The organism is Cylindrospermopsis curvispora GIHE-G1 (assembly GCF_014489415.1).
Taxonomy (GTDB): domain Bacteria; phylum Cyanobacteriota; class Cyanobacteriia; order Cyanobacteriales; family Nostocaceae; genus Raphidiopsis; species Raphidiopsis curvispora_A.
The window spans coordinates 1,079,147-1,104,902 of record NZ_CP060822.1; the positions used below are offsets into that span (position 1 = coordinate 1,079,147).

Annotated in this window: 21 protein-coding genes, 1 tRNA gene, 1 pseudogene and 1 CRISPR repeat array (1 of these 24 only partly in view); of the genes and pseudogenes, 13 read left to right on the top strand and 10 right to left on the bottom strand. The window is 39.2% G+C overall.

Annotated elements, in window-relative coordinates:
- A CRISPR array of direct repeats spans positions 1-878; the repeat unit is 37 nt; unit sequence GTTTCAATCTCCTATGGAGATAAGTCTAAATTTGAAC (it extends 2,402 nt beyond the left edge of the window).
- Between the two features lie 258 nt (positions 879-1,136).
- The 3 genes from cas5d to cas10d form a co-directional block, all read right to left on the bottom strand.
- On the bottom strand, positions 1,137-1,901 hold the full coding sequence (gene cas5d, locus IAR63_RS05100) for a type I-D CRISPR-associated protein Cas5/Csc1 (RefSeq protein ID WP_187706825.1): 765 nt from the start codon (positions 1,899-1,901) through the stop codon (positions 1,137-1,139).
- A gap of 20 nt (positions 1,902-1,921) precedes the next feature.
- The gene (gene cas7d / locus IAR63_RS05105; protein WP_187706826.1) at positions 1,922-2,953 is read right to left on the bottom strand and encodes a type I-D CRISPR-associated protein Cas7/Csc2; all 1,032 of its coding nucleotides are present in this window, start codon (positions 2,951-2,953) and stop codon (positions 1,922-1,924) included.
- 131 nt (positions 2,954-3,084) lie between these two features.
- Complete coding sequence (gene cas10d / locus IAR63_RS05110) at positions 3,085-6,273, bottom strand: type I-D CRISPR-associated protein Cas10d/Csc3 (protein ID WP_187706827.1); 3,189 nt, start codon at positions 6,271-6,273, stop codon at positions 3,085-3,087.
- A 54-nt stretch (positions 6,274-6,327) separates the two neighbouring features.
- Between cas10d and IAR63_RS05115 the strand changes: the two genes are divergently transcribed.
- Both IAR63_RS05115 and IAR63_RS05120 read left to right on the top strand, forming a co-directional pair.
- A complete protein-coding gene (locus IAR63_RS05115) occupies positions 6,328-6,540 on the top strand; it encodes a hypothetical protein (RefSeq protein ID WP_187706828.1) in 213 nt (70 codons plus the stop codon).
- A 371-nt stretch (positions 6,541-6,911) separates the two neighbouring features.
- Positions 6,912-7,694, top strand: coding sequence for a class I SAM-dependent DNA methyltransferase (locus IAR63_RS05120; RefSeq protein ID WP_187706829.1), 783 nt, complete (start codon positions 6,912-6,914; stop codon positions 7,692-7,694).
- Positions 7,695-7,778: 84 nt separating this feature from the next.
- Here IAR63_RS05120 and tnpA read toward each other — a convergent pair.
- A pseudogene (tnpA, locus tag IAR63_RS05125) lies at positions 7,779-8,139 on the bottom strand (IS200/IS605 family transposase).
- A gap of 196 nt (positions 8,140-8,335) precedes the next feature.
- Between tnpA and IAR63_RS18365 the strand changes: the two are divergent.
- The gene (locus IAR63_RS18365) at positions 8,336-8,524 is read left to right on the top strand and encodes a hypothetical protein (RefSeq protein WP_235678236.1); all 189 of its coding nucleotides are present in this window, start codon (positions 8,336-8,338) and stop codon (positions 8,522-8,524) included.
- The gene (locus IAR63_RS18370; protein WP_235678358.1) at positions 8,473-8,859 is read left to right on the top strand and encodes a zinc ribbon domain-containing protein; all 387 of its coding nucleotides are present in this window, start codon (positions 8,473-8,475) and stop codon (positions 8,857-8,859) included. Before IAR63_RS18365 ends, IAR63_RS18370 begins: the two co-directional genes overlap by 52 nt.
- Before the next feature lie 88 nt (positions 8,860-8,947).
- Here IAR63_RS18370 and IAR63_RS05135 read toward each other — a convergent pair whose 3' ends face one another.
- Positions 8,948-10,612, bottom strand: a complete 1,665-nt coding sequence (locus IAR63_RS05135; protein WP_187707368.1) for a metallophosphoesterase family protein — start codon at positions 10,610-10,612, stop codon at positions 8,948-8,950.
- A gap of 61 nt (positions 10,613-10,673) precedes the next feature.
- Between IAR63_RS05135 and IAR63_RS05140 the strand changes: the two genes are divergently transcribed.
- Positions 10,674-11,507, top strand: coding sequence for a carbohydrate ABC transporter permease (locus IAR63_RS05140; protein WP_187706830.1), 834 nt, complete (start codon positions 10,674-10,676; stop codon positions 11,505-11,507).
- Between the two features lie 126 nt (positions 11,508-11,633).
- On the opposite strand, the gene IAR63_RS05145 is transcribed toward IAR63_RS05140, so the two are convergent.
- Positions 11,634-13,223 (bottom strand): glycoside hydrolase family 57 protein, encoded by a 1,590-nt coding sequence (locus IAR63_RS05145; RefSeq protein WP_187706831.1) that lies wholly within the window; start codon positions 13,221-13,223, stop codon positions 11,634-11,636.
- A gap of 126 nt (positions 13,224-13,349) precedes the next feature.
- On the opposite strand from IAR63_RS05145, the gene IAR63_RS05150 reads away from it, so the two are divergent.
- Positions 13,350-14,108 (top strand): hypothetical protein, encoded by a 759-nt coding sequence (locus IAR63_RS05150; protein ID WP_187706832.1) that lies wholly within the window; start codon positions 13,350-13,352, stop codon positions 14,106-14,108.
- Positions 14,109-14,212: 104 nt separating this feature from the next.
- Here IAR63_RS05150 and murA read toward each other — a convergent pair whose 3' ends face one another.
- Positions 14,213-15,544 carry a UDP-N-acetylglucosamine 1-carboxyvinyltransferase gene (gene murA, locus IAR63_RS05155; protein ID WP_187706833.1) on the bottom strand — a complete coding sequence of 444 codons (1,332 nt, stop codon included), beginning with the start codon at positions 15,542-15,544 and terminating at the stop codon, positions 14,213-14,215.
- 121 nt (positions 15,545-15,665) lie between these two features.
- Here murA and IAR63_RS05160 point away from each other — a divergent pair.
- The 5 genes from IAR63_RS05160 (at position 15,666) to IAR63_RS05180 (ending at position 19,510) form a co-directional block, all read left to right on the top strand.
- A tRNA-Leu gene (locus IAR63_RS05160) sits at positions 15,666-15,747 on the top strand.
- A gap of 30 nt (positions 15,748-15,777) precedes the next feature.
- The gene (locus IAR63_RS05165; protein WP_187706834.1) at positions 15,778-16,569 is read left to right on the top strand and encodes a TrmH family RNA methyltransferase; all 792 of its coding nucleotides are present in this window, start codon (positions 15,778-15,780) and stop codon (positions 16,567-16,569) included.
- Positions 16,570-16,587: 18 nt separating this feature from the next.
- On the top strand, positions 16,588-17,154 hold the full coding sequence (locus IAR63_RS05170) for a thermonuclease family protein (RefSeq protein WP_187706835.1): 567 nt from the start codon (positions 16,588-16,590) through the stop codon (positions 17,152-17,154).
- Positions 17,155-17,224: 70 nt separating this feature from the next.
- Positions 17,225-18,067: an ABC transporter ATP-binding protein gene (locus tag IAR63_RS05175; RefSeq protein ID WP_235678359.1), complete on the top strand. Its 843-nt coding sequence runs from the start codon at positions 17,225-17,227 to the stop codon at positions 18,065-18,067.
- 24 nt (positions 18,068-18,091) lie between these two features.
- Positions 18,092-19,510, top strand: coding sequence for an MlaD family protein (locus IAR63_RS05180; protein WP_187706836.1), 1,419 nt, complete (start codon positions 18,092-18,094; stop codon positions 19,508-19,510).
- Between the two features lie 2 nt (positions 19,511-19,512).
- Here IAR63_RS05180 and IAR63_RS05185 read toward each other — a convergent pair whose 3' ends face one another.
- Complete coding sequence (locus IAR63_RS05185; protein ID WP_096545721.1) at positions 19,513-19,809, bottom strand: DUF3288 family protein; 297 nt, start codon at positions 19,807-19,809, stop codon at positions 19,513-19,515.
- A 63-nt stretch (positions 19,810-19,872) separates the two neighbouring features.
- Entirely contained in the window at positions 19,873-20,091 is a 219-nt protein-coding gene (locus IAR63_RS05190; RefSeq protein WP_096545723.1) for a hypothetical protein, read from the bottom strand.
- 244 nt (positions 20,092-20,335) lie between these two features.
- Between IAR63_RS05190 and IAR63_RS05195 the strand changes: the two genes are divergently transcribed.
- Positions 20,336-22,789, top strand: coding sequence for an ATP-dependent Clp protease ATP-binding subunit (locus tag IAR63_RS05195; RefSeq protein ID WP_187706837.1), 2,454 nt, complete (start codon positions 20,336-20,338; stop codon positions 22,787-22,789).
- Positions 22,790-22,868: 79 nt separating this feature from the next.
- On the opposite strand, the gene IAR63_RS05200 is transcribed toward IAR63_RS05195, so the two are convergent.
- The gene (locus IAR63_RS05200; RefSeq protein ID WP_187706838.1) at positions 22,869-23,942 is read right to left on the bottom strand and encodes a tellurite resistance TerB family protein; all 1,074 of its coding nucleotides are present in this window, start codon (positions 23,940-23,942) and stop codon (positions 22,869-22,871) included.
- A gap of 337 nt (positions 23,943-24,279) precedes the next feature.
- Between IAR63_RS05200 and IAR63_RS05205 the strand changes: the two genes are divergently transcribed.
- Positions 24,280-25,755, top strand: a complete 1,476-nt coding sequence (locus tag IAR63_RS05205; protein ID WP_187706839.1) for a dolichyl-phosphate-mannose--protein mannosyltransferase — start codon at positions 24,280-24,282, stop codon at positions 25,753-25,755.
- Position 25,756 lies beyond the last annotated feature (1 nt).

A 25,756-nucleotide genomic window follows, 5' to 3' on the forward strand; every position in this document is an offset into this window, starting at 1 on the left:
CTGCCATTAATTGCAACCGCTAAATTTAAGCTACGTTTCAATCTCCTATGGAGATAAGTCTAAATTTGAACTATACGCATCAGATATCCTGCTACTAGATAAAGCTGTTTCAATCTCCTATGGAGATAAGTCTAAATTTGAACGCGTGTTTACCCTTAAATCTCCCTTGTCTCACATAGGAGTTTCAATCTCCTATGGAGATAAGTCTAAATTTGAACCTATAACTTGGGGAACCGATTGAGAGCAGGTGTAACGTTTCAATCTCCTATGGAGATAAGTCTAAATTTGAACGCGGTAAAGGATTGGGATAAGTCTTTCCCGGAATATGGTTTCAATCTCCTATGGAGATAAGTCTAAATTTGAACAACAAGAGCTAGTAAAGTATTTATGCGCATAGAAAATGGGGTTTCAATCTCCTATGGAGATAAGTCTAAATTTGAACTTACTCATATCAGCGTATCTGTCTTCCCACCATAGTTTCAATCTCCTATGGAGATAAGTCTAAATTTGAACAAAAAAGATAGTACGGTAGAAAGTGACTGGGGTAGTGTTTCAATCTCCTATGGAGATAAGTCTAAATTTGAACAGGATAGACTTGTTTGCTAATTTAATAGGTGTTCCGTTTCAATCTCCTATGGAGATAAGTCTAAATTTGAACGGTTTTTGACAACCAACCACCCAGGTCGAAAGTGAGTTTCAATCTCCTATGGAGATAAGTCTAAATTTGAACTGTCTTCTTTCTTCTCTTCTCTCTCTTTTCTCTTTGTTTCAATCTCCTATGGAGATAAGTCTAAATTTGAACGAACACTCTCAAGAAAACCGAATTGAGTTAAAGCGCAGCGTTTCAATCTCCTATGGAGATAAGTCTAAATTTGAACGGCGATCGCCCAACCCATTGCAGCAGGTAGCCTAGAGAGACATATTGCGAGGCGAATTGAGCTAACATAGAATATACCATAAAAGAGTAGAACGAAAGTACAGGGAAAAAAGAGTCAAACCACCATACAGCAAACCTTTAAAAAATGCGAGACAAGAAACCAGTACCGGGAGTAGAAAAAGCTAATCAAATCAAAAGCTTCAGAGATGATTAGCCTAAAAGATGAACTCCAGAACCCAGACAACTCGCAGAAATCCCTCTACAGAGCAGCCAAGTAATTCATATCACTCGGTAAATAAATCACCTCATCATCAGCAAATTTAACCTCTAATAGACGAGTAGAGACCAAATACTTACCATTCTCTAATAAACGAGTGGGTAAGGCTGAAGCAATTAAATCAAAGAGCTGAGGTTTAGTAACCAAATCAGACCAGTTAAGCATTCCATTAACTGTTTTAGAATTATTAACCAAATTTACAGAAGTGGCTTTTTTTAAAGTCATCTTGACCTTAGCCATAAATTTCCCCAACCGCAGGTACTGAATCGGTAGTATGCTGACTTCAGCATCATAGATATTACTTAATCTTTCCATACTCGTAATTAAAGAGTCTTGACAGATTAAATAACCAAATGCATTAGCAAGAAACTGATTGGGTCTAGAAATAACAGTTTTCTGAGAAATAGGACGAAACATCTTAGCAAAACCCCAAGCGGGATAACCTAAGGACTTACCACGGGTTAGAGTAAACGTCTCATCCATGGTATTAAACTGGTTGATACAATATCGAGTATTATTTAAAACCTGTGCTGGAGTTAAATAAATTCCTGCCTCATTAATAGGAGCTAAATCTCGCTTATAACTGGGTTTTTGTCCCTCTTCTCTATAATGAGAACGCGCCAAATTTAAGGCATAACTTATGGAATAATTGTGTATAAACCAGCCAGTTTCAAATACTTTACCCCTTTCCGTAGTGGCATAAAAAACATAGTCTTCAAATTGAAGAAAATAGCGGTAAACTTCCATTACTCTATTACTCCAATTTTTCAACTTTTACCCTTAGATTTGGCATACTGGCGAGATGCAGCATCAAGACCAGTTAAGAACTTTTGGCAATTTTCTAAATCACTAAAAATCGAATTAAATTCCTCAACTAAAAGTTTTAAGTCCTCTGATGACATTGCCTGACTATGGCCAGGTAACTCAGTTAGAACTTCATTAACAACATCAAAAATATTACCAGTCTGTCGATCATTGTTAATAAAATTACCCAAATCCAAAATATCATTGATGTGACCTTCTGGGGATAACTTGTCATATAGTCTTTGGCTTAAATCAAGATTAGACAATTTTTCCACATTACCAAAACTAATTGCCACCAGGTGATTGCGAATATAACCTTGACGATTAGACTCAGCTCCATAACGAGTAGTTTGTAAAATATTACCCAAAACATACATAAATTCAGCAGGAGTAACATCAACCAATGTTTCTACACAGGGCAAAAAAATCTGGGGAATTAAAGTATCTTTTTCCGCAAATGCTGAACCACTAACACCACCTTCGGTTTTGTCTTGAATGGCATTAAGTTTAACCATTTTTTGAATCTTACTATAACTCCGTAAACTAAATGAAGAATCTGTTAAAACACGAGACTTTTGAGAAGACTCCCCCTTAACCGCAGCAAAACCATATAAAGTACAATCTGGGCATTCCCCACACATTCCATCCATTAAATAACATGATTTTACCTTTTGCTCTTGTTTGGATTTTTTATTTTCATTATCATCTCCTATTGCCACTAGTCCAAATTGACGTAAAAGAGCTTTACCAGTACGTCTTTCTGATGCAATTTGTTTGCGTTTAAACATTACTACTCTATCTAACTTTTGAGTAGCATTTTTAGAACTATATCCTGCTTGTAATATTTCCGTATCTAAAGTATCACCTTCGGTGGTAAAAATGGCATGGGACTTGGTTTCTCTTAACACTACAATTTGAATATATTTGTTTTGACGAAATACCGGAATGGATTCATGAAAATAGCGTTGGTACTTAGTTAAACTGGTAAATTTCATGGTTAAATCTCCTAACAATAATTAACTTTTGAACTTTTAGTTGAGCAGTCCGATAATTATTCGGATATGCTTATCCTCAAAAATTGATGGGTATTCAGTGATCTTGTCAACTTGACTCGTCAACTTGAGAGTTATTTTTCCTTCCATTTAGCCCATACAGAACTCAAATGGACACTAGTGTAAAAGAAAACTCCATCGGCTAACTTATTTTCATAACGACTCAGAAGAGAAAAACTCCTGTTGCATCGTTGTTCAAATAAATTGATTACGATAGTTTGGGCAAATGTTTGGGCTAGTTGATTTTTTTCTTCCTCCTTTTTATGAAAGGGAAAAACAATTCCTGTTCCAGTTGATCGTTCTAACTGCTTAATTAAGCTCCCCGCAATATGTCCAATAATTTCTTCATTAGAAAGATTTGGTTCACGGCAGATCTCTTTCAAGGTGGAAATGGCAGCGCGATAGGTCTTTTCATAGCGATTAGCCTTTCCTTTACCATCAGACTCGGAAAAAGGTAAAAACAAATCTAAAGATTGAATAGCTATTGTTTCCGCTAAATTTTTGAGAGTCATAGAATAAGCATTATCCTTTTTTTCAAAACTGTCGAGAATAATATGACAAGCCAGAGTAAACACAGAGTTAGGTTTAAACTCTTTTTTTCGATCATAATCGGCAAAAAATCTTGCACCAGCCAGCTCATTTTGATTGATCTCTTGCAAACAGTTAGCAATGAATTTTTCCTCATCATTTAAAGTTTCGTTAATCACCCATAAGGCTGAGATTCTATCTAGTAATTCATCTACATTAACACCTCTTAAACTTAGTTTATTAGAAGATAATTCTTCCTTAGCATTGAATAACGAACGTAATGCTATATGCTCTCCATCTATTTCCAAAGCGTTAGTAATTTGGTCTAAATAGGCAACAGGAAGATAGGGTCTATCGGTTAAATAAACTCGCATTCCCAATAGATCCTGTAACACTAGAGCAGTTAAAAGACCTCTCATCCAAAGTTCAGATTTTTTGATTGGTTCGTTATAGCTTGATGATTCTAAACTGAAAATTAGAAAGTTGCTGGCTAAACGATGATGGTCATTATTTATTTCTGGATCATCATCCGAGTAATCATCATCATCTAAATACTCATCATCAGAGTAGCTGTTAGATCCTAGCAAATAATTACCGGGTATCCTTTGATGATTTTTTGTTTGTCGACTAGTCTCTTCTGCTAAACTGTTTAAAACCTCTTCGAGCCAAATTCTTCCTTCACCTTCAGATGAAATATCTTTGTTCTCTAACCAAATTCTGGGAATACTCTTGGCACCGTGTTTACCATATTGTTTGACTACAACAGAGGTTCTTCTTAATAAGTTTAACTCATTTCTCAACACATCTAATAACTCGGGAGTAATAATTGGATTAGGTAAAATGAAAAAGTATAATCTCGCCGAATTATTGGCTTCAGCTTGAGGTGCATAACCTAATCCGGATAATTTTCTAATCATCCATTCCAAATAGCACTGGGGACACCATAACCGTGAACTCACATCCTTAGTTTTAGGTAGTAACCGGTTAGAAAACTCTTTGATTCCATCCTCAATCATATCTGCTTTAATCGGCGAGGATTTCATTTTAGAAGTAATTACTCGGTTACATAAGCTACATAATTTTGCTGGGGAACCTGTCTTATTTTTAGCTGTGATAACTGTTAAACTATCAGCTTCTATCTCTTGTTTTTCTTCCCAACTTAAAACTAAATTTTTGCTTAAAAACTGATGGGTATCAAAACTAAATGCTAATTCATCCTCTACATAGTTTTTCCTTTTTTCTTGATTATCCGCTTCTCCAATGTCAGTTTCTAATTTTGACAATAATTGCTGATTTAAATGTTCTAATATTTCCAGAAGAGGAACGGTGGAAGCACTTTGATTTTGATGCTTGAAACTATGAAGATAGTGATAAGCTAAAAGGTGACTAAATTCAGGAGTTCCCGCTTGGTTAAACGTGGAAATATTATCAAAAATGTTAGACATTATATCTCTTGGTATATCTAAAAATTTGCCCGTAAATTCAGTTGTTTTTTGCCATGTATCATCAGGAGCAAGATAAACATCTCTGAGTAAATTTAACAAACCCCCTAAATAACTACTGACAGCTTTCCATTTCTCTGCAAAATCTTCCTGATTGTTTTGATCATCAGTAATCTTAAATATTTCTAAGAAATTTTCTTTATCTTTAAAAGTAGTAATAAATTTCTTATTTTCACTAAATCTTTTCTTCACCAAATCTTCAAACCAGTCCGTTTTAGTTCTAGACTTACCTCTAGGAATAACATTATTTTTGAGATATTCTAATTGTTGTTTTATTCCTGAAAAAGCAAATATATATTTCTCAAATCTTTGAGTCTTGGCATTGTATTGTAGCTCGTCATTTGAGACTTTACCTAATTGGCTTAAAGACTCGTTAAACTCATTATAGACAGAACTAATGAAGCTGTCTTTATCAAATGATTGTGTATCTTTTTCGCCAATATAAATCGTTCCATTTTCAAAAAACATTAGGGGATAGAAATTGTACTTCTCTTGTAAAGTTTTAGCCACTGATTGGTGGTATAAGTTAGTACTTAATCCTCGATAATCGTCTATTTTATGGTAATAAAAATGAATGTTTTTTAAACTTCTAGCAAAATCCTTTATCCGGTTTTTTAAACTATTTGTTCCCTCTTCTAGAGTTTGTATGGATGCCATCGCATCTGCTAATCTTACTAGGCTATAGAGTTTTTCGTAGTTGATTTCAGCACGACAATATTTGCGATCGCCATGAGTTGTATCACTCAGATGAATCATTGCTTCACGATATTCATAGCCATTTAAATCGTCATTATTTAACCATTCAGTTAAGGATACTTGATTAGCAATTTCTAACATCAATACGGGTTGGATGGAAGTTTCTTTCTGTTTTACTTCGCGAGCAAGATAATCATCTTTATGTAAATCATGGAGAGCAAATAAGGCGCAAACGCGGCGAAAATCCGATTCTGTGACCTTTGCTCCAGATGACAACAGAGAGTTTTGGTCTAGATAATTGAGAAATCTTACCAGTGCAGTTAGACCCACTAATACATGGGTTAACTGGGTAGTTGCTAAATAGGGTTTACCTGTGCGTTTATTTATAAAAGGAGTTCCATCGGGTTTAATACCCCCTTTGGCTAACCTACGGTGGAATTCTAATTCACTGCGTAACTTAGGGAAAATGTGTATTACAAAGTCTTTGAGAATTAGGGAGAAGTCACTCATACACAAAATAATTTGATTCAGATTCATTTCTCTAACTGTTTTTATTGAATCACATTAAGTGTAGTGAATTAAACTACACTTGTGTTTAACCTTAAGGATGTGGCAGCGGTGATCCCCGTGAATGTGTTTGGGGTTACCCCTGACCTACCAGCGATTGCCGATCTCTGTCCACAAGGTGGGATGGAGGCTATCGACCAATGTAGTAAAATTGTTGGTAGACCCATGAGTTGGAGTTACAGTGAACAAAATCGTCTGGGTGACCATATTGCAAAAATTCAAAGATCACTATCCTAGCTGGGATTTTAAGTACAACCTAGATGACATCTTGATTCAAATCTATGAAGGTCTATCTCGGCGAGAAGATAAGGCACTGGTTTAGGAAGCAAGGGCTAAGCGGATGTAATTTATGTACAGGAGGGAAGAAAGATGACTATTGAACCTTCACTCCTTGGTCCTCCATGCAGTGGTATAACCCCCCTGCGGTATGGCAGAATCGCGGCGATCGCCTTTGGGTTAGTCCACAGCGATTTTCATCAAGCTATCCATTCAAGAAATCAGTGCCGAGGCCACAGTGTTCAATCGTTTATGGATAGCTAATTTGGCATTTACGGGCTTAAAAGGAAATATTATGGTAGATTTTAAGGAATCCAATTTTTTGAACTTAAATGCTATCTAGCAACTCTGAATTAACATCAACCTTTTATCACGGGAAGTTCTATGACCTGATTTTTGGGTCTTCCTATCGATATGCTATCCAATCCCAAGATATTGACTTCTGGCGATCAATGGCTCAGAACTATGGATCACCAGTGTTAGAACTTGCCTGTGGAACGGGCCGAATTGGAGCTATATTAGCGAATGAGGGGTTGAAACTAACAGGTATTGAGATTTCCGAATCTATGCTAGAAACGGCCCAAGCAAAGTCTCAAGCAGCCCAATGGATTCAAGCCAATGTATGTAATTTTGATCTAAAAACTCAGTTTCCACTGATTATTTTTCCCTACGATACCTTGACCCATCTTCATAGTTTTGAAGAGGTGAGTCAATGTTTAAAGTGTGTTCGTAATCATCTGGATTTGGGAGGTCATTTTATCATCGATCTTAAAAATCCTCACTATATTTTTGACATTCTGGAAAATCCGGATCGTATTGATTTCTATTCACAATTTACGCATCCAGAAGATGGCTCTCAAATTGAGGTAAAACGAAAACGACGCTATGATTCCTGGAAGCAGATTCACACTATGACCTTACTATTTTATCGAAACCAGGTTCAGTTTAACCAAGAAGATCTTAATCTTAGGATTTTCTGGCCTCAGGAAATCACTAAGATCCTGCAAGATAATCACTTTGAGATTATCCAAGTTTGGGGAGATTATCAGTATGGTCAATATGGTGACCAATCCTCACATATGATCCTCGATTGTAAAGCCATTCCCCTAGTATAATTTCACAAGAAAATCGCCGAAAGGCACGGAAGCCACTTGGCTTTAGACAGGAAGTGCCAACGGCGAATTTATTCGCCTTGATATTTAACCGTGATGCGGATCTTCAATATACCTTTTAATAACATCTGCTGAAACCTGTCCAGCAGTGGAATAAAAATAACTATTAGTCCATAGGCTAGGAAGTTTAAGTAATTCAGGAAATTTTCGTCTTAACAAGCAAGATAACCGTCCTTTAAAAGCTTTAACCACTTGATTTATAGCAACATCTGGTTGATGTTCTACAAATAAATGAACATGGTGCAACCTCAAGAGCGAGGATATCCCAGTCTTTTTCTTTGGCTAGTTCGTAAATTATCTGTCGAAGGCGTTTAGGTATCCATACAAGATGCACTACTACATTACCTTTTGAGTGATTTCCTATTCTGTATTCCAGTGTTGTCTTCATATTGTTTCGTGGCTGCTATTGACAAGTAAATCATATCTCAACTATACTTTTGAAATCAACAAACATTGAAGGTCGAACAATGTACGGATGCCAACAAGTTCTTATCAAGTCCGATAAATCAATAACAGCCATATTGGAGTACCTCTGCACAGAAGCTAAAAAGCTGACAAATTGTGGCGTTTACTATTCTAGGCAGATGTACTTTAAAACTGGTTATATTCCTAGTAGAGCAGATTTGCATAAACAACTAGGAACTTATCAGAAAAACGTTCATTATCAGGCATTGTATTCTGATACTTCTCAACAAATACTAACTAGTGTAATAGTATTGATTTGGGGTCTAAAAACAATCAGAAGTTTGTCCAAATTCCCACAGCAAGATTAAAAGACCGTATTGCTCAATTATGTAAACAATACGGAATAGATTTTATTGAAACAGAAGAATCATACACTTCTCAATCATCGTTTTTTGATTGCGACAATATACCTAAATTCGGTGAAAAACCCGAAGGGTGGGAAGCAAGCGGGAAACGAGTTAGTCGTGGAGTATATCAAACTTCTGATGGGTTCAAAATTAATGCGGACTGTAATGGTGCTGCTAATATTTTGAAAAAAGTAGCGGTGATGCTAGGAATTGATCTTAGCGGAATCAGTAGAGGCTGTTTAAGCCAGCCTCAGAAAGTTCGTTTATGGACTCTTCAGAAATCTCCGTGTCTTTAGACCGGAGAAGCTTAACATTATGAACATCGGTCAGTCCGGGTAGGATAATCTCAGCTCCTGGTAACTCATTAAGATTCATAATTCCCGATTACAAACTAAACTCATCGAATTTAATAACTGGAGAATTGGGACTTGTTGTATCGAAGCGATAACTGCTAACAGTACCGGTTCCAGTGTCAAAAATAGTAAAAACTGTGAACTGATTGCTTGCAATATAAGGTAAGGGTTGACCATCTTCCCCTAGGAGTGGAGAAATAGTAGGTGTGATTGGTGGTAAACCATTGGGATTACCACTTGCTATGTAGTCTTGTGGAAAATCCTCTTGATATTGCTGGGGGATGTCCCGCTCTCTTTTTCCCCAAGCAGCACCGTAGGAATTACCCACATTAGAAGTTTCTAAAAAGTTGATTCCTCCTTGATTGAGAAACCGATTCCACAGGTGGGAGTGTCCATAAAAGACTAGTTGAACTTTGGCCTGCTCTAGTAAGGGTATCAAGTCACGAATTATATAATCGGTGTTCTTTGGATATTGATAGGTTACAGACTGAATATTCCCTAATTCATCTTTTTCAATAATCTGTAAGGGATTAGTATAAGGTGGGACAATATTATCACCTAGGGTATGTGCTGGATGGTGAAACATTACCACTTTATATTTTGCTTGTTCAAATTCAGGACTGTTTAATTCTTGCTCGAGCCAAATATATTGGTCACTTCCTGGAACAATTGGTTCATAAATTATTTGGCCATATCCCCAATTTTCAGGAGAGGAAAGTTGCTGGTTTGCTTCCTTATATCTCCCTTTGATAGAGGACTCTAATTTGGGATTTCTCCACGCGTTCGTCACATATAAGACTATTAATCTCACATCCCCAAAACTGAGGGCGTAATAGGTTTTTCCCCCGGTTTTACTCTCGGGTAGACTAAAAATTTCCTCATAGGTAATAGTATTAAAACAATAGTCTTTTAAATATTCTTTTCCACAAACTTCATTATAGCATTCCTGAGCAATTTCCCGGGGAATGGTATCATTAAATTCCTGGTTTAAACTAATATTTCCCGTATATCTTCCCATAATCTCATGATTACCAACACAGGGGAACAAGGGAGCATTCTGAATAATCTTACCACCGGTATAGGTAAGTTTTTCCCCGTTATATTCCATAGTATATTGGGCACGACCTTGTAAACCTGGAAAAAAAGCATTACCGCGAAGATCATCAAACCACTCTGAAGCGCGATCTGGCACATTGACTAAGTCTCCAGCAAACCATACTGCGTCAACTACACCCACTGTTTCCACCACTTTCTGTAAATTGGCCGCTATCATTGGTTTTAATTGGTGATCAGAGGTGAGAAGAATTTTCAGGGGTTTACCTGGTTGGGGAATAGGTGTAAGGGTAAAAACCTCACTGTTTATTTTCACCCCATCTTCCGTTATGCTCGTTACATAGTAGGGAATCCGTAAATTGGGGGTTAGATCCGTAATTTCTGCTTCCTGTCGCCAAATATCTCGTTGAACTGGTTTTTGGTAAACTTGTCCTTTTTTTCTTTGCTCTTTTACCCTGGAGTCCTGATCTTCTCTGACGCGAGTCAGTTTTGTGGTTTGAGCAATGGTGGTTTTTTCCAGATGATGACCATGAGTAACTAAATGCTGCTCACCCGCAAATTCCGTAAACCAAACCACCCGCACCGAATTGACCATTGGTAGTTGTAGAAATGGATCTGTTAACAGTTGAGGTTTTGATGTCATCTGGGAAAACTGTGCAGTCATGGTTATACTATCTTACCATTGTATCATATCACCACAACCTATGAACACCCGAAAATCTCCCATCCAAATTTTTGGTGTATACTCCCTATTACTGGCGATCGCTCTTTTGACTCTTTTTCCCTTACTATGGTTAATTAGTACCGCTTTAAAATCACCTACGGAGAATCTTTTAGAGACTCCGCCAAAACTCTTACCCCTTCAACCCACCCTAGATAACTTCCTGCGGGTTTGGGAGTCCTTACCTTTTGGACAATATCTATACAATAGTTTTCTAGTAGCCATACTAACAGTAGTTTTGAACCTATTGTTTTGTTCCTTAGCAGCGTATCCCCTAGCGAGACTGTCATTTTTGGGGAGAAATACCATTTTTATTGCCATTGTTTCCACAATTATGATTCCCTTTCAGATTGTGATGATTCCCCTGTATATCATCACCGTTCAATTGGGTTTAACCAACAGTTATTTAGGAATGATTTTTCCCAGTTTAGCCTCTGCTTTCGGTATATTTCTGTTGAGACAAGCCTTTATGGGAGTGCCAAAAGAAATAGAAGAAGCTGCTCGTATAGATGGTAGTTCCGAATTGGGATTATGGTGGTTCATCATGCTACCAGCTATCAAACCAGCATTAATCACCTTGGCAATTTTTGTATTTATTGGAGCTTGGAGTGACTTTCTGTGGCCATTAATTGTCATCCAGGATGAAAGCCTATATACTTTACCACTAGGGGTAGCTAAATTAGCAGGTACATTTTCCTTAGATTGGCGATTGGTAGCTGCTGGGTCAATTATTTCCGTTGCTCCTGTTTTACTCTTATTCTTATTCTTACAGAAGTTTATTGTGCCTACGGATACAGGCAGTGGTATCAAAGGTTAGAAACCGCTGTTCATTATAGCTGTAGCCACCTAAAAGGGGGTGGAGTTGACTAGCTACCCATTAACCTTTTATATAGCGTTATGGCTAAAGCTATAATTAAAATATATCGAACAGCAGGAGTAACAACTAAACAGGTCTATAAACTCGATAATTAATGTTAGGGAAAATATTATCCATTAACTCAACCTTCTCTAGCCAACCGCTATCAACCTTGCCGATTTTAATATCTTCGTAAAGTTTGTTAAACCGCATCAAATGAGATCTTGTTCTTCTTACCGCGTATGGAACCATTGTTCCTGTGCGCATAATAAATGCCCAGTCAGAAGATTGTGCCAACAACAATTCCCGTGCTGCTTGATTCAACGCTTTCCACTGGAGTTCATCCGCTGGTTCAAAGCGAGAAAGTTCAATCATTCTTTCAGCAGCTTTATGTAAGTGAGCATAAATCCAGGCGTTAGTATCATTTAACCAGTATTCATGGAAACCCTTGTAACCCCAACTAGACTGGGAGGGACGACAAACCTGTTGATAGGGATTATCTCGTAAGTAATCTGCCAAATGGGTCATTTGATAGGTGCCCTGGTCATACCAGGACTTACGAAATAGATAATCAATAAACCAAGGACCTTCATACCACCAATGACCGAACAACTCCGCATCGTAGGGAGAAATAATAATTGGGGGTCTACCCATAATACCATGTAGATGTTCGGTCTGCTTCTCCCGATTATACATGAAGTTAGCAGCATGTTCTGCGGCCTTTTCCTTAGCCCAGTAAGGATCATACAAGGCTTTGTCGGAAAGACCTAAGCCACGCCCGGTGATTTTATGATACTTAATCCCTATGTTTTTCCGCTGACCATTGGGCATAATGTAAGGCTTGATGTATTCATATTCCGCTTCCCAACCGAGATCTTTGTAAAATTCCCGATATTCAGCAGCACCAGGATAACCCACTTCCGAAGACCATACCTGTTGTGAAGATTCTTGATCACGACCAAAAGCAGCTACTCCTGTTTCTGTAAAAATGGGAGCATAAGTTCCAAAACGAGGACGGGGACGAGCATATAAAATACCATGACCATCGGTCAGAAAATATCTTAGTCCAGCATCCGCCAGCATTCGCTCTAAACCTTCATAATAGGCACATTCGGGTAACCAAATTCCCTTGGGTGGTTGACCAAAGGTTTCTGTGTAATGCTCACAGGCTACCTGAATTTGGGCCCATACAGCCTGGGGATACATTTTCATTAAGGGTAAATACCCATGGGTAGCTCCACAGGTAATTATTTCTAAGTTATTGCTTTGTTGGTATTCCTGGAAAGCTGTAACTAAATCACCATTGTATTTTTCCCATACATGACGTGCTTCATTGAATTCAGTAGCATAGTGTTCAGCCAAATAACGCAAGTGTCCATGCTGAAGATAGCGTTCTGATTCTAACTCTATTAATTCTTCCAGCTTACTTAGATGTTGGTCATAGCGTTCTTGCAATAAGGGATCACGGAGCATGGAGACCAATGGTGGTGTCATACTCATGGTGATTTTGAAGTCGATGCCATCCCGCTTCAATCCTTCAAATACTTTGAGCAAAGGAATGTATGTTTCTGTAATGGCCTCATATAGCCATTCCTCTTCCAGCACATAGTCACTTTCTGGGTGACGAACGAAGGGTAAATGTGCATGGAGTACAAGTGCGACGTAGCCTATAGCCATAATGGTTTTGGGGTTAGGAACTGTGGTTAAATTAGAGATCTGGTTAAATTGGAGATCCGGGGTTGGGCAGAAATTAACAATATTTTAAGATAATTATGTTTACTATTGTCACATTTACGGAAGTTCATGAATATTAAAATCAGAAAAAGAAAAATGCTTTTCCTCGTTGCCATAGGGCTAGCAGTTGCCATTTTTACCATAAGTGTAGTTATTGCCCAAACCAGGATGCAGACCCAGTCTACGGGTAATACCACTACTAGTGTTGAGTCTGTAGGGCAAAATACTGCACCAGAAACTCCCAGCACCAACTTAAATCCCCAACCTCAGTCCACAGATACTAAAGAACCAGTCAAGGAAAATACCGTGCCAGAAACTCCCAAAACCAAGCTTAACTCCCAAGCGCAGTTAAGTATCAATGGTATTGGGCCGGTAAAGGTAGGAATGAATATTCCTGAAGCTGCTGCTGCTGCTCAGGGAACCCGCCTATATATTTCCTACGCTGGTAACGATAGTTGTTATTACCTTGAAGCGAAGGGGCGACTCAAAGGTGTATCTTTTATGGTCACTAAAGATGAGGAAAAAGGTCGTCAGCAAAACATCACCAGTGATGCCATTGCTAGGATAGATATAAACATTCCAGAAATCACTACGGTTTCAGGTGCCAAAATTGGGGACACAGAAGAAAAAATCAAATCCCTTTACCCTCTTGAACAAATTGAAGTTAAAACCCACGAATATAATCCCAAGGGACATTATTTGATTTTTGTTCCTAAAGAACAGACAGACAACAAGTATCGCATGGTTTTTGAAACGGATGGTAAGCAGGTTACTAGCTTTAGGGCGGGTAAGCTACCAGAGGTGGGATATGTGGAGGGATGTAGTTAAAGCTTACGAAAAATTAGGACTTGCTGTTATGACAATAAGTCCTATTTAAAACTATATGCCGTATGGCAATGAATTACCAAGGAAGTTCAACTATTACTTATATTTTATGTACGGATTATTTTTGCCCCAACTTGCTGTAATTTAGTATCTAATCTATCATAGCCACGATCCAAGTGTTTTAGTCCTTGAATAATCGTTTCTCCTTGTGCTGCAAGACCGGCTAAGACCAGTGCTGCGGATGCTCTTAGGTCTGTACCGATAACTGGTGCCCCTGATAATACTGGTACACCCCGAACAAAGGCCGTATTACTCTTAACGCGAATTTCTGCCCCTAACCGGTTTAACTCAGAAGCATGACTCAAACGGTTTTCAAAAACCGATTCGTTAATAATACTATCACCATCAGCTATGCTTAACAGTGCCATAAATTGCGCTTGCATATCCGTAGGAAAACCTGGGTGAGGCAAAGTATCAATATTGGTGGCTTTGAGTTTTTGTGCAGGTTTTACCCGCAAGCAATCTGCACCTTCCTGGAAGATGGACACACCAATATCTTTCAACTTAGCAATTACAGGGATTAAATGCTCTGATACAACTGGAGATAGAAGCAATTCAGAGTGAGTAATCGCAGCAGCAATTAGAAATGTACCTGCTTCAATGCGATCAGGAATAATACTATATTCGGTAGAGTGAAGTTTATCAACACCGACGATAGTAATTGTGCCTGTGCCCGCACCTTGAATTTTTGCTCCCATAGAATTACAGAAGTTAGCCAAATCTACTACTTCTGGCTCTCGTGCAGCATTTTCAATGATGGTTTCTCCATCAGCCAGAGTGGCAGCCATCATCAAGGTTTCTGTGGCACCAACACTGGGAGTATCTAAATATATTCGCGCACCTTGCAATCTACCATTGTTACCAGTAACCTGGGCATGACAAATCCCATGTTCAATCTCCATATCTGCTCCCATGGCTTGTAGTCCGCGAACATGCAGATCAACGGGTCTGGCACCAATAGCGCAACCCCCCGGTAAAGGCATTTGTGCTACACCTAATCGAGCTAAAATTGGACCGATGGCAAAAAAACTTGCCCGCAACTGGGTGACCAGTTCGTAGGGTGCTTTAGATGTAATAATGTCTCTAGCGTTAATATTCAGTGTATCCTTGTGCCTTTCCAAAGATAAACCTAAAGCAGTTAAAACTTGCCCCATTCTTTCTACGTCCGCTAACAAAGGGACATTACTAATCCGACAATCTCCAGAACAAAGCAAAGCTCCAGCCATGATTACCAGGGCTGAATTTTTAGCCCCGCTAATTCTTACATTCCCTTCCAGGGAATATCCACCAGAAATTTTTAAGACTGAGGAGTCTAATTCAGTATCTGACAGGGTGTTAGGAGAATTAATAAGCCTACCTCCTTTAAGATTTAGGGTCATAGGTGTTCGCGTTCAGTTTTAGATTCTACAGCAAAGTTTACCAGTTCTCTTGACAATCCCCAAGATTTACGTCATCATATTAATTCAGCAGTGAAATGCGGTAAAATACTAAATTTAATGTGCGGAACTGGCGGAATTGGCAGACGCGCTAGATTCAGGTTCTAGTGCCGCAAGGCTTCCGGGTTCAAGTCCCGGGTTCCGCATTCAGGCAATTGTTAATCCTTGGGAGTGTTGTGCTGACCAGTTTACAAAATCCTCTAGTTAAGCAAATCCGTAAGTTACACTCCCCTAAGGAGAGACATAAACAACAGTTGTTTGTGTTGGAGGGAACCCATTTAATTGCAGAGGCTTGTAGTGTAAATTACCCATTGGAAACAGTTTGTTACACTATGGATTGGCAAAATTCCCATTCGGAATTGTGGCAAAGTGTTTGTAATGTTTGTCACCGTGTGGAGATCGTCAGCCAAGAGGTTTTAGCAGCTATGGCCACCACGGTCCAACCGGATGGTGTGGTGGCCATGGTCAAACGTTGTGAGGATCACCCCATTCCCATGACGGGGTTGGCTCTAGCTCTGGAAACTATTCAGGATCCGGGTAATTTGGGAACTATCATCCGTACTGCTGCTGCTGTGGATGCTTCCGGTTTATGGTTAAGTAATGATAGCGTGGATTTAGACCATCCTAAGGTTTTGCGGGCTTCTGCTGGCCAGTGGTTTCGCTTAAAAAAGCATACCACTCACAACCTAAAGGACACTGTACAAGATTGTCAAAAAGGGGGTATGCAAGTGGTTGCTACCCTACCAACAGCTGAGTTAACCTATTGGCAAGTGGACTGGTCTTTACCCAGTCTCATTTTACTGGGCAATGAAGGTGCTGGTTTATCAGATGACTTGGCAACAATGGCAAATATACAAGTTAAAATACCTCTTAGCCCTCAAGTTGAATCCTTAAATGTAGCTATATGTGCTGCTTTAATACTATATGAGGCGCAGCGACAAAAAACCTGTGGACAAAATACAAATTAGTACTCGGCAAAAAAACGAATGAGTCAGTTCTTGATTAAGACTTTTACTAGTCTCAGTACGTTGGTAGTGTTTACAGTAATATCAGGTTGTAATATGTCCTTATTTGAGGATACAGATATTAAGGACGTTGTAGAGAAAGTAAGTGATGGGGACACATTGATATTAAGAGATGGTGGTGGAGAAAAACACAAAGTACGACTGGGTTGTATAGATGCACCAGAGATACCCCATTCCCATAAGCAAAAGAGGAGTAAAAAAAGGCGGGATATGAATCAGTTTAATTGGGGGGTAAAGGCAAAAAATCGTCTGGCACAATTGATTAAAAATTCAGGGAGTAGGGTGAAAATAAATGTTGTTGACCAGGACGAATATGGTAGAAAAGTTATAGAATTGCGGTTGAGAGATGATACTTTAGTGCAAGAAGTTTTATTAATAGAAGGCTTGGCAAAAGTCCATCCGGAATACATGAAACTATGTAGTAGTAAAGATATTATGTTGCAGGCGCAAACCCAGGCCCAAAGGCAAAAAATAGGAATTTGGGGTGATGATCAATTTATTGATCCCTGGGAATACCGCAAACTATAGGAATAATGGTAACCCAGGTTTTTGAAAACCACAAGCCACAGTAGGATATATAATTTAGAGTTAATTTACGATGACTAACAACCAATTACCCAAGTACGAATCATTAGTGAAATCATCCGGTAACTTGTCAGACCAACCGTTGATTGAACTGAGAGGTGTTTCTAAATCATTTGGAAGAACCAGGGTTTTAGACGGTGTGGATTTACAAATTTACAGAGGAGAAGCACTGGGAATTATTGGACCATCGGGAACGGGAAAATCAACTATACTAAGAATTATAGCAGGTTTATTAGAACCCGATGCGGGAGAAATTTATATTCAGGGAAAAAAACGCAATGGTTTAATTGAAGATAATAAAGACCCCATTGGTATTGGTATGGTATTTCAACAGGCGGCCTTATTTGATTCCCTAAATGTAGATGAAAATGTGGGATTCCTATTATATCAAAAATCAAAACTAGTCCCAGCTCGAATTCGCAACCTAGTTAACGAAAAATTAGAAATGGTGGGGTTATCAGCTGAAATCGCCAATCTTTACCCATCAGAACTTTCTGGTGGGATGCGAAAAAGGGTGAGTTTTGCCCGTGCCATTATGTCCAATCCTGATTATCCTCGAGATACCCCGGAAGTTCTACTATATGATGAACCTACTGCTGGGCTTGACCCAATAGCCTCCACTGTTATAGAAGACCTGATTCGTAACTTGCAACATACACAGGGGGTTTGCAGCACCTACTGCATTGTCACTCACCAGGATAGCACGATCAGACGCACAGCAGACAAGTTAATATTTCTTTACCAAGGGAAAGTACAATGGCAAGGTAGGATAGGTGAAATAGATTACACTAATAACCAGTTAATCAGACAATTTATGAGTGGTAGCATCCATGGACCAATTCAAGTGATTGGTTAATAACCAGTATAAAGGGAGAATTGAATGAGTGGATTCAAGACTACAAGGACTTTTAGGGAAGGTGCGGTAGGATTATTGCTCCTACTTGGTTTGGGAGCATTTGGTATTATTTTTTTATGGTTAAATAGAGCCACTCCAGGACGTAGTTCCTATCAGGTGATAGTGGAATTTGCTGATGCTGGAGGTATGCAAAAGGGGGATCCTGTGCGCTATCGAGGCGTGAAAGTAGGTAGTATTGCCAAGATAACAACTAAACCCAATGCGGTGGAGGTTGAGCTGGAAATCAATGACCCTAATTTGCTAATCCCCGCCGATTCCAGAATAGAAGCTAATCAAAGTGGTTTAATCAGTGAAAGTGTTGTTGATATTACTCCCCTAGGCGATGTTACCTTGGATCCTAACACTGCTAAACCCCTGGATAAGGATTGTAATCCCGGTTTGATAATCTGTCATCAGTCCGGTAAGTTAAGAGGTCAAATTGGCACTAGTGTTGATAGACTGATTAGACAGTCGTCGGATTTTGCTGATAGATATGGAAATCAGCAGTTTTACGATAATGTTAATCGTTTGTTAATTACTTCCACAGATGCAGCGGCTAGTATAGCTAAGCTAAGTCGAGAATTACAAGTTGCCAGCAGAAGTTTTCAGGGAGAAGTGGGAAAATTTTCCGATACTGCTGTGACTATTCAACGTGCAACTAATGAACTCACTGCTACTACTAAACAAACAGCAGCACAGATAAATACAACCGCCGGTGATTTTAGTACCACAGCAAAGCAAGCGGGTAAACTAATTAATAATCTCGATGATTTGTTGACTACAAATCGTTCAGCATTAGTTAGTACTTTGAATAATATTAACGAAACAAGTAATCAATTGAGGCAAACGGTTAATGCGCTATCACCAGCCGTAACCAGATTAACCCAAGGAGATATACTCAAGAACCTGGAGATTCTCTCAGCTAATGCAGCAGAAGCTTCCATAAGTCTAAAAGATGCCAGTAAGACTTTAGCAGATCCTAAAAACATAGTTTTGTTGCAGCAGACACTGGATGCGGCAAGGGTCACTTTTGAAAATACTCAAAAAATCACATCTGATTTAGATGAGTTAACGGGAGATCCTAAATTCCGGCAAAATTTGTTGCAACTGGTTAATGGGTTGAATAAGTTGCTGTCTTCCACCGGGGATATGCAGGAACAAACAAAAGTGGCCTTGACTTTGGACTCGATTAAACTATCAATCAATCAAAGTTCTAGTCAGTCTGAGTCAGAAACGACCTCTGATTTAGGAGTTAGCAATCATGGAGTAAAAGCAGAAAAGTTGGAAAAACAAGAGAATCGATTGGTTCCTTCCGTTCCTGCAACTCCCAGTCCAGTGACAGAAATTACCCCTATACCCGAGTTATTACCAGAGCCAGTTTTGCCATCCTCCCAGGAACCCTAGGCCTAATTCCAATCTTCTTCCTCTCTTTTAGCATGACTTTTGTAAATCCCGCCTACATGGTGAATGGCTCGTGTTTTGACAAAGAGTTCTTCCGTAGTTAAACCCCAGAGTTGCAAAATTCGGTCTAAATCATTTTGTAGGTCTCGAGCTCCTGGAAAACCCTGATATCTGATTTTTAGTCGAGCCAGTTCGGCTAAATTGTAATCTGTTTTCTCCTCAGAGAGTAGACTATTAATAGTCAGGCGATCGCGGTCATAGCGGGGGTGATTTTGTTCTTTGGAGGGAGAAGTATTTGTCATAAATATTACCTAGATATTACAGGTTCAAGCAGGAGAATTAAATAATTGAGGATTGTTATATTATTATAACAAATACAAAGCATACCATACCAGACGTGTAATATGGGGATAGGAACTAATGACGGCTACCACATCCAGGTTAATACGGCTCTCACCACTGCCAAATATGGTCAAATAAGGATATCCTGGATGTAATTCCAGTGTCTTTAAGACTATTGCCCAATTTCGGATCAAAGTGGTACTATTAAACCAACAACCTAAGAATAACCAAACCATCTGCATGATGATTTATCCTAAGTATGGAGAAATACCAGCAGAGGCCAGGATCTGTTGGTTGAGTACAAAGGATATCCTTGATAACCTTATTCCTTCGACCTGCAGGGATGAGCAATATCAAGTTAAATCTAGGAACTGAGATTGGTCTACGAGGAGTTTACCCACTTATGCTAATTGGCACAGGTTGAATAAAATCGATTAGTGTATTTGTTAGCAGTAGTTAGCAAAAGTATCGGAGAAAGAACCCGCTATGTTTGAACACTTCACATCCGAAGCCATTAGGGTAATTATGTTAGCGCAGGAGGAGGCACGCCGCCTGGGTCATAACTTTGTCGGCACAGAACAAATTCTCCTGGGTTTAATAGGGGAAGGAACAGGCGTTGCGGCGAAGGTTCTGACAGATTTGGGTGTCACCCTCAAGGATGCGCGTCGGGAAGTTGAAAAAATTATCGGTAGGGGTTCTGGTTTCGTCCCACCGGAAATCCCTTTTACACCGAAAGTCAAGAGTCTATTTGAGCAGTCTTTTAGAGAGGCTCACGGTCTTGGTCACAACTACATAAACACAGAACACTTATTGTTAGGATTAACTGATGCGGGAGAAGGGGTTGCAGCCAAGGTGTTAAAGAGTCTTGGAATTGAATTGCAAACAGTCCGCAGTAGAGTGATGAGTATATTGGGTGAAGATAATAGAGTGGTTGCTGGTCGTCAAGACAACCCCAGACGCAACCAGAATCTTAGTATAGAAGAATTTGGACGTAACCTCACCAAGTTGGCCCAACAGGGGAGGTTAGATCCAGTAGTGGGTCGACAAAGGGAGATTGAACGCACGGTACAAATATTGGGTCGTCGCACCAAGAACAATCCTGTGTTAATTGGTGAACCCGGGGTAGGGAAAACCGCAATTGCCGAGGGTTTAGCTCAACGGATTGTGAACCAGGATGTTCCTGAAATATTGCTGAATAAGCAGGTGATTAGTCTGGATATGGGCTTACTGGTTGCGGGAACACGCTTCCGGGGAGACTTTGAAGAGCGTCTGAAAAAGGTCATGGAGGAGATTCGCTCCGTCGGCAATATTATCTTGGTGATTGATGAAATTCACACTATCGTGGGTGCTGGCGGTACGGAAGGAGGTTTGGATGCGGCCAACATACTCAAACCCGCCCTGGCCAGGGGTGAACTACAATGTATCGGTGCCACCACTTTGGATGAATATCGGAAGTATATTGAGCGGGATGCAGCTTTAGAAAGGCGTTTTCAACCAATTTTGGTAGGGGAACCATCAGTAGCAGAAACCATAGAAATTCTTCGAGGTCTGCGCAGTGCTTACGAGCAACATCACAAAGTAACTATTTCCGATGATGCCGTTACTGCTGCCGCTGAGTTATCAGATAGGTACATCAGCGATCGCTTTCTGCCTGATAAAGCCATAGACCTAATAGACGAAGCTGGTTCTCGGGTAAGGTTAAGGCACTCCCGAATCATTGATAACAAAGAGCTGAAACAACAACTGAAAAATACCAGCCAGGAGAAGGCGGAAGCGGTAAGAGTTCAAGACTTTGGCAAAGCTAGTAAACTGCGTCAGGAAGAGCTAGATTTACAAACCCAACTAGCGATGGCGCAAAATTTGCCCAAGATTGCCATTCCCCAGGTAGAAGAAGAGGATATTGCTGAAATAGTGTCCTCCTGGACGGGAGTACCTGTGAATAAACTAACCGAATCTGAATCTGAGTTGTTGTTGCATCTAGAAGATACCCTGCATAAAAGACTAATTGGACAGGAACAAGCGGTCACGGCAGTTTCCCGTTCTCTTCGTCGCGCCCGCGTGGGCTTAAAAAGTCCTAATCGTCCTATAGCTAGTTTTATCTTCAGTGGGCCTACAGGGGTAGGGAAAACTGAACTGGCCAAGGCTTTAGCAACCTACTTCTTCGGTGCAGAAGATTCCATGATTCGTTTAGATATGTCCGAATACATGGAAAGCCATAATGTTTCCAAACTGATTGGTTCACCTCCAGGTTACGTAGGCTACGATGAGGGTGGACAACTGACGGAGGCAGTAAGGCGTAAACCCTACACATTGCTGCTGTTCGACGAAATTGAGAAAGCACATCCCGATGTGTTCAATATGTTGCTGCAAATCCTAGATGACGGTCATCTTACGGATGCTAAAGGTAGGAAAGTGGACTTCAAGAACACCCTAATTATCTTGACATCCAACATTGGGTCCAAGGTAATTGAAAAGGGTGGTATGAGTTTAGGTTTTGAATTTGATAATCAGGCCAACGCTAGTTACAATCGCATTCGCAATCTAGTCAACGAAGAACTTAAGTCCTATTTCCGTCCTGAATTTCTCAATCGAGTAGATGAGATTATCGTCTTCAGTCAGTTGAATAAAGACGAGGTCAAAGAAATTTCCCAGATCATGCTTGAGGAAGTTGCTAAGCGTCTCCAAGAGAAAGGGATTAAGTTAGAAGTGACAGAAGCATTTAAAGACCTAGTAGTTACGGAAGGCTATGATCCCAGTTATGGTGCTAGACCATTACGTCGGGCCATAATGAGACTATTAGAGGATTCCTTAGCGGAGGCCATGTTGTCCGGTGAAATTAGAGAAGGTGACCAGGCCATTGTGGATGTTGATGACGATGGTTTGGTGAAGGTGAAGAAAGCAGAAACCCGTGACTTGGTACTAGTTAGTGCTCCTGCTTAGTATTAGTAATGGTTAGTCCTCATCTCCCACAATCCCCATGGATTCTATCCATGGGAATTGTTATTGATTGAGCAGCTAACTATAGTCCAAAATCCATGGTCTCAATAAACTCTAAAATATTCTGCTTCATGTCCTCAGCTTCATCTAGAATGGAACCTCGAAGGTCACCAGTAAAAAATGTTCGTTGACTGCTAACTATATACAAAAAATTGCCATTGGTGAATGTCAATAAGCCACGGTATGCATCTAATCTTGTTGGGTTACCATTGTTTTCCTTTTGGGAAATGCTTGAACCTTTAGGCATGTCCACTAGTACATAATAATAACTACTTAAAGTATCTTGGAGTAAGCTATCCTGTAAGTACTCAGTATATTTGATTTCTGCGCCCGGGATATGTTTTAAAATAGCCTGAGGTAAATATCTTTCAATTAAAACAGAGTGGAGATATGTTTCTTGTCCTTGCTCCTCCATAGTTTCTAAATGTTCTTTAGTCAGGGGATAGTAGTCAATTCTGATGAAAGCTCCCCCACTGTCAGAGAAACCAACCATTCCCTGTTGACTAACAATTTTCCCTCCTCGTTCTGATGTTACAGGTACAAGAACTCTGAAATTATTTGAAGGAGATTGGTATATTTCCTGTCCTAATTCATCTACTATGATTTCTGGTTGTTTTAATTCTTGTGTATCTTCTATATTTTGTGGATCTTCTATTACTGCTATTACCTCTCTAATAACTTCCTCAGCTTCTATATCCTGCAATTCTAAGGCTTGTTGTAGTTGTTTAATATATGACTGTTTTTCTTTAGGTATAGTGATACTCTCTTCTTCCAATAGCATTACTACACCAGCAGCAAACGCGTCCAAGACTGTATCACTTTTTAAACTTGTATTGGCAGTATTAAATAGGGAACCTAATCCTTCCTCCTGAGCAATAATTACTAGTCTATTGACCAGTTCTAAGATTTCCTCTTGAGAGTACCCATCAAAAACCTGAAATTCTAGTAAAATATCCGCTAAACTTTCCGTGTCTATATCTTCTATAGTACAGTCAACAGCTGCACTAATAATTGCTATAGCTGCTACTGCTTCCTCTGAATTTAGGGATTCAGTTGTAAATGCTGAGGAATTAAAGATTTTATCATACTTGGTCATAATGATAGATCACCCTTATTAATTGGTAATATCCCGGTCAGAAAAAATTGACTTTTTATGCTCTCACCAGAAAATTCTGGATTTTTGATTTGACCTTGAACTTCTACATACCCAGAGAGTTATACTCTGGGTTATCCATAGAGCGCGGTAATAGATCATTAACACCCCGATTAAAATCTGCTACATTATCTCAAATTATGGTTAATTTTTTTCGGTTATCCCGGGGAAAAATTTATAGCTTTAGCGAGAATGGGACAGAGTTGATGACTAACAGTGCTTTATTATATCACAAGAAAGCTAAGTTAGGATTAAATTTAACTTAACCATGAAAAAAATAATGACCAAAAGAACATTTCGTCTCAGTATACTAGCAATATTTATATTCGCCGTCGGTTTACGGTTTTGGGGATTGGCTAGATTTAATACCTTGGTGTTTGATGAGGTTTACTTTGCACAATTTGGCAATAACTATTTAACAAGAACGCCATTTTTTAATGCTCATCCTCCCCTGAGTCAGTACATAATTGGTCTAGGAATTTGGATAGGTAGTCATATTCCCTTCTGGCAAAATAGTCTTAATAGTTTGACGGGTTCCCTATTATCTTCTTGGAGTTATCGTTGGGCAAACGCGTTAATAGGTTCTTTGATTCCGGTGATAGCTATTTTTTTGAGTTATCAGTTAAGTTATCGTCGTGGTTTTGCACTATTAGCAGGTTTATTTACAGCTTTAGATGGTTTATTTTTAGTAGAATCTCGTTATGCTTTGAGTAATATATATATAGTATTATTTGGCTTACTCGGGCAATGGTTTTTATTGTTGGCATTAGAAAAAAGACCTAGGCAAAAGTGGGCAAAATTAATAAAATTACTAGTAGCAGGAATTTGCTTTGGTGCTTCCTTAGCCACAAAATGGAATGGATTGTGGTTTCTACTAGGTGTTTATGGAATGTGGATAGTGAGCTGGATAATTAGGTGGTTACAACCTCGGGAAAATTCACCAAACCAAGAATCAAGGATGAAAAATGAGCAAGATATGGTGAGAATTCCCTTGGCAAAAATTACCCAGATAAATATTTGGGAGATGGGATTTTTTTTGGGAATTATTCCCCTGATTACATATAGTCTGATTTGGATTCCCCACCTCCAACTTGATCGTCGTTATGGATTTATAGAAGTTCATCAACAAATTTTGAACTTTCATCTTCATTTAGGGGGTAATGATTCCAGTGTTCATCCTTACTGTGCTCCATGGTATAAGTGGCCATTAATGACTCGACCCATGGCTTATTTTTATCAGAAAAGCCAAAGTTTTCAGGATCCCCTACCTGTGTTTGGACCACCCTTACCAGCTGCATCTGGCAAAGTAATTTATGATGTTCACGCCATGGGTAATCCTCTTTTGTGGTGGTTTGGAATTACTGCAATTATATTGTTGTTACAAATTGTATTTATTGGCATTGTTCTTCCATCAATTCAACAAAAACGATTATTTATCCCCAGGAATATCAGTGTGGATACTTGGATTGGTTTATATGTAGTTATTAATTATGCTGCTAATTTATTCCCTTGGGTGAGGGTGAGTCGCTGTGTATTTATTTATCACTATATGAGTGCTTTAGTATTTGTATTTTTGGCTCTAGCTTGGTTTGTGGATTGTTGTTTACGCAGTAGTTATAAGTCAATGTGTATTTTAGGTTGGACTGTTACTGGTTCCACAATAGCTGCTTTTATTTTTTGGTTACCAATTTATTTAGGGTTACCACTTTCATCAGCAGATTATTGGCTACGTATGTGGTTTAGGAGTTGGATTTAGG

Bases quoted from the DNA above. Each gene is read 5' to 3' on its own strand.
- cas5d (WP_187706825.1), bottom strand. From the start codon at position 1,901: ATGGAAGTTTACCGCTATTTTCTTCAATTTGAAGACTATGTTTTTTAT.
- cas7d (WP_187706826.1), bottom strand. From the start codon at position 2,953: ATGAAATTTACCAGTTTAACTAAGTACCAACGCTATTTTCATGAATCC.
- cas10d (WP_187706827.1), bottom strand. From the start codon at position 6,273: ATGAATCTGAATCAAATTATTTTGTGTATGAGTGACTTCTCCCTAATT.
- IAR63_RS05120 (WP_187706829.1), top strand. From the start codon at position 6,912: ATGCTATCTAGCAACTCTGAATTAACATCAACCTTTTATCACGGGAAG.
- IAR63_RS18365 (WP_235678236.1), top strand. From the start codon at position 8,336: ATGTACTTTAAAACTGGTTATATTCCTAGTAGAGCAGATTTGCATAAA.
- IAR63_RS05135 (WP_187707368.1), bottom strand. From the start codon at position 10,612: ATGACATCAAAACCTCAACTGTTAACAGATCCATTTCTACAACTACCA.
- IAR63_RS05140 (WP_187706830.1), top strand. From the start codon at position 10,674: ATGAACACCCGAAAATCTCCCATCCAAATTTTTGGTGTATACTCCCTA.
- IAR63_RS05145 (WP_187706831.1), bottom strand. From the start codon at position 13,223: ATGGCTATAGGCTACGTCGCACTTGTACTCCATGCACATTTACCCTTC.
- IAR63_RS05150 (WP_187706832.1), top strand. From the start codon at position 13,350: ATGAATATTAAAATCAGAAAAAGAAAAATGCTTTTCCTCGTTGCCATA.
- murA (WP_187706833.1), bottom strand. From the start codon at position 15,544: ATGACCCTAAATCTTAAAGGAGGTAGGCTTATTAATTCTCCTAACACC.
- IAR63_RS05170 (WP_187706835.1), top strand. From the start codon at position 16,588: ATGAGTCAGTTCTTGATTAAGACTTTTACTAGTCTCAGTACGTTGGTA.
- IAR63_RS05175 (WP_235678359.1), top strand. From the start codon at position 17,225: ATGACTAACAACCAATTACCCAAGTACGAATCATTAGTGAAATCATCC.
- IAR63_RS05180 (WP_187706836.1), top strand. From the start codon at position 18,092: ATGAGTGGATTCAAGACTACAAGGACTTTTAGGGAAGGTGCGGTAGGA.
- IAR63_RS05185 (WP_096545721.1), bottom strand. From the start codon at position 19,809: ATGACAAATACTTCTCCCTCCAAAGAACAAAATCACCCCCGCTATGAC.
- IAR63_RS05190 (WP_096545723.1), bottom strand. From the start codon at position 20,091: ATGCAGATGGTTTGGTTATTCTTAGGTTGTTGGTTTAATAGTACCACT.
- IAR63_RS05195 (WP_187706837.1), top strand. From the start codon at position 20,336: ATGTTTGAACACTTCACATCCGAAGCCATTAGGGTAATTATGTTAGCG.
- IAR63_RS05200 (WP_187706838.1), bottom strand. From the start codon at position 23,942: ATGACCAAGTATGATAAAATCTTTAATTCCTCAGCATTTACAACTGAA.
- IAR63_RS05205 (WP_187706839.1), top strand. From the start codon at position 24,280: ATGACCAAAAGAACATTTCGTCTCAGTATACTAGCAATATTTATATTC.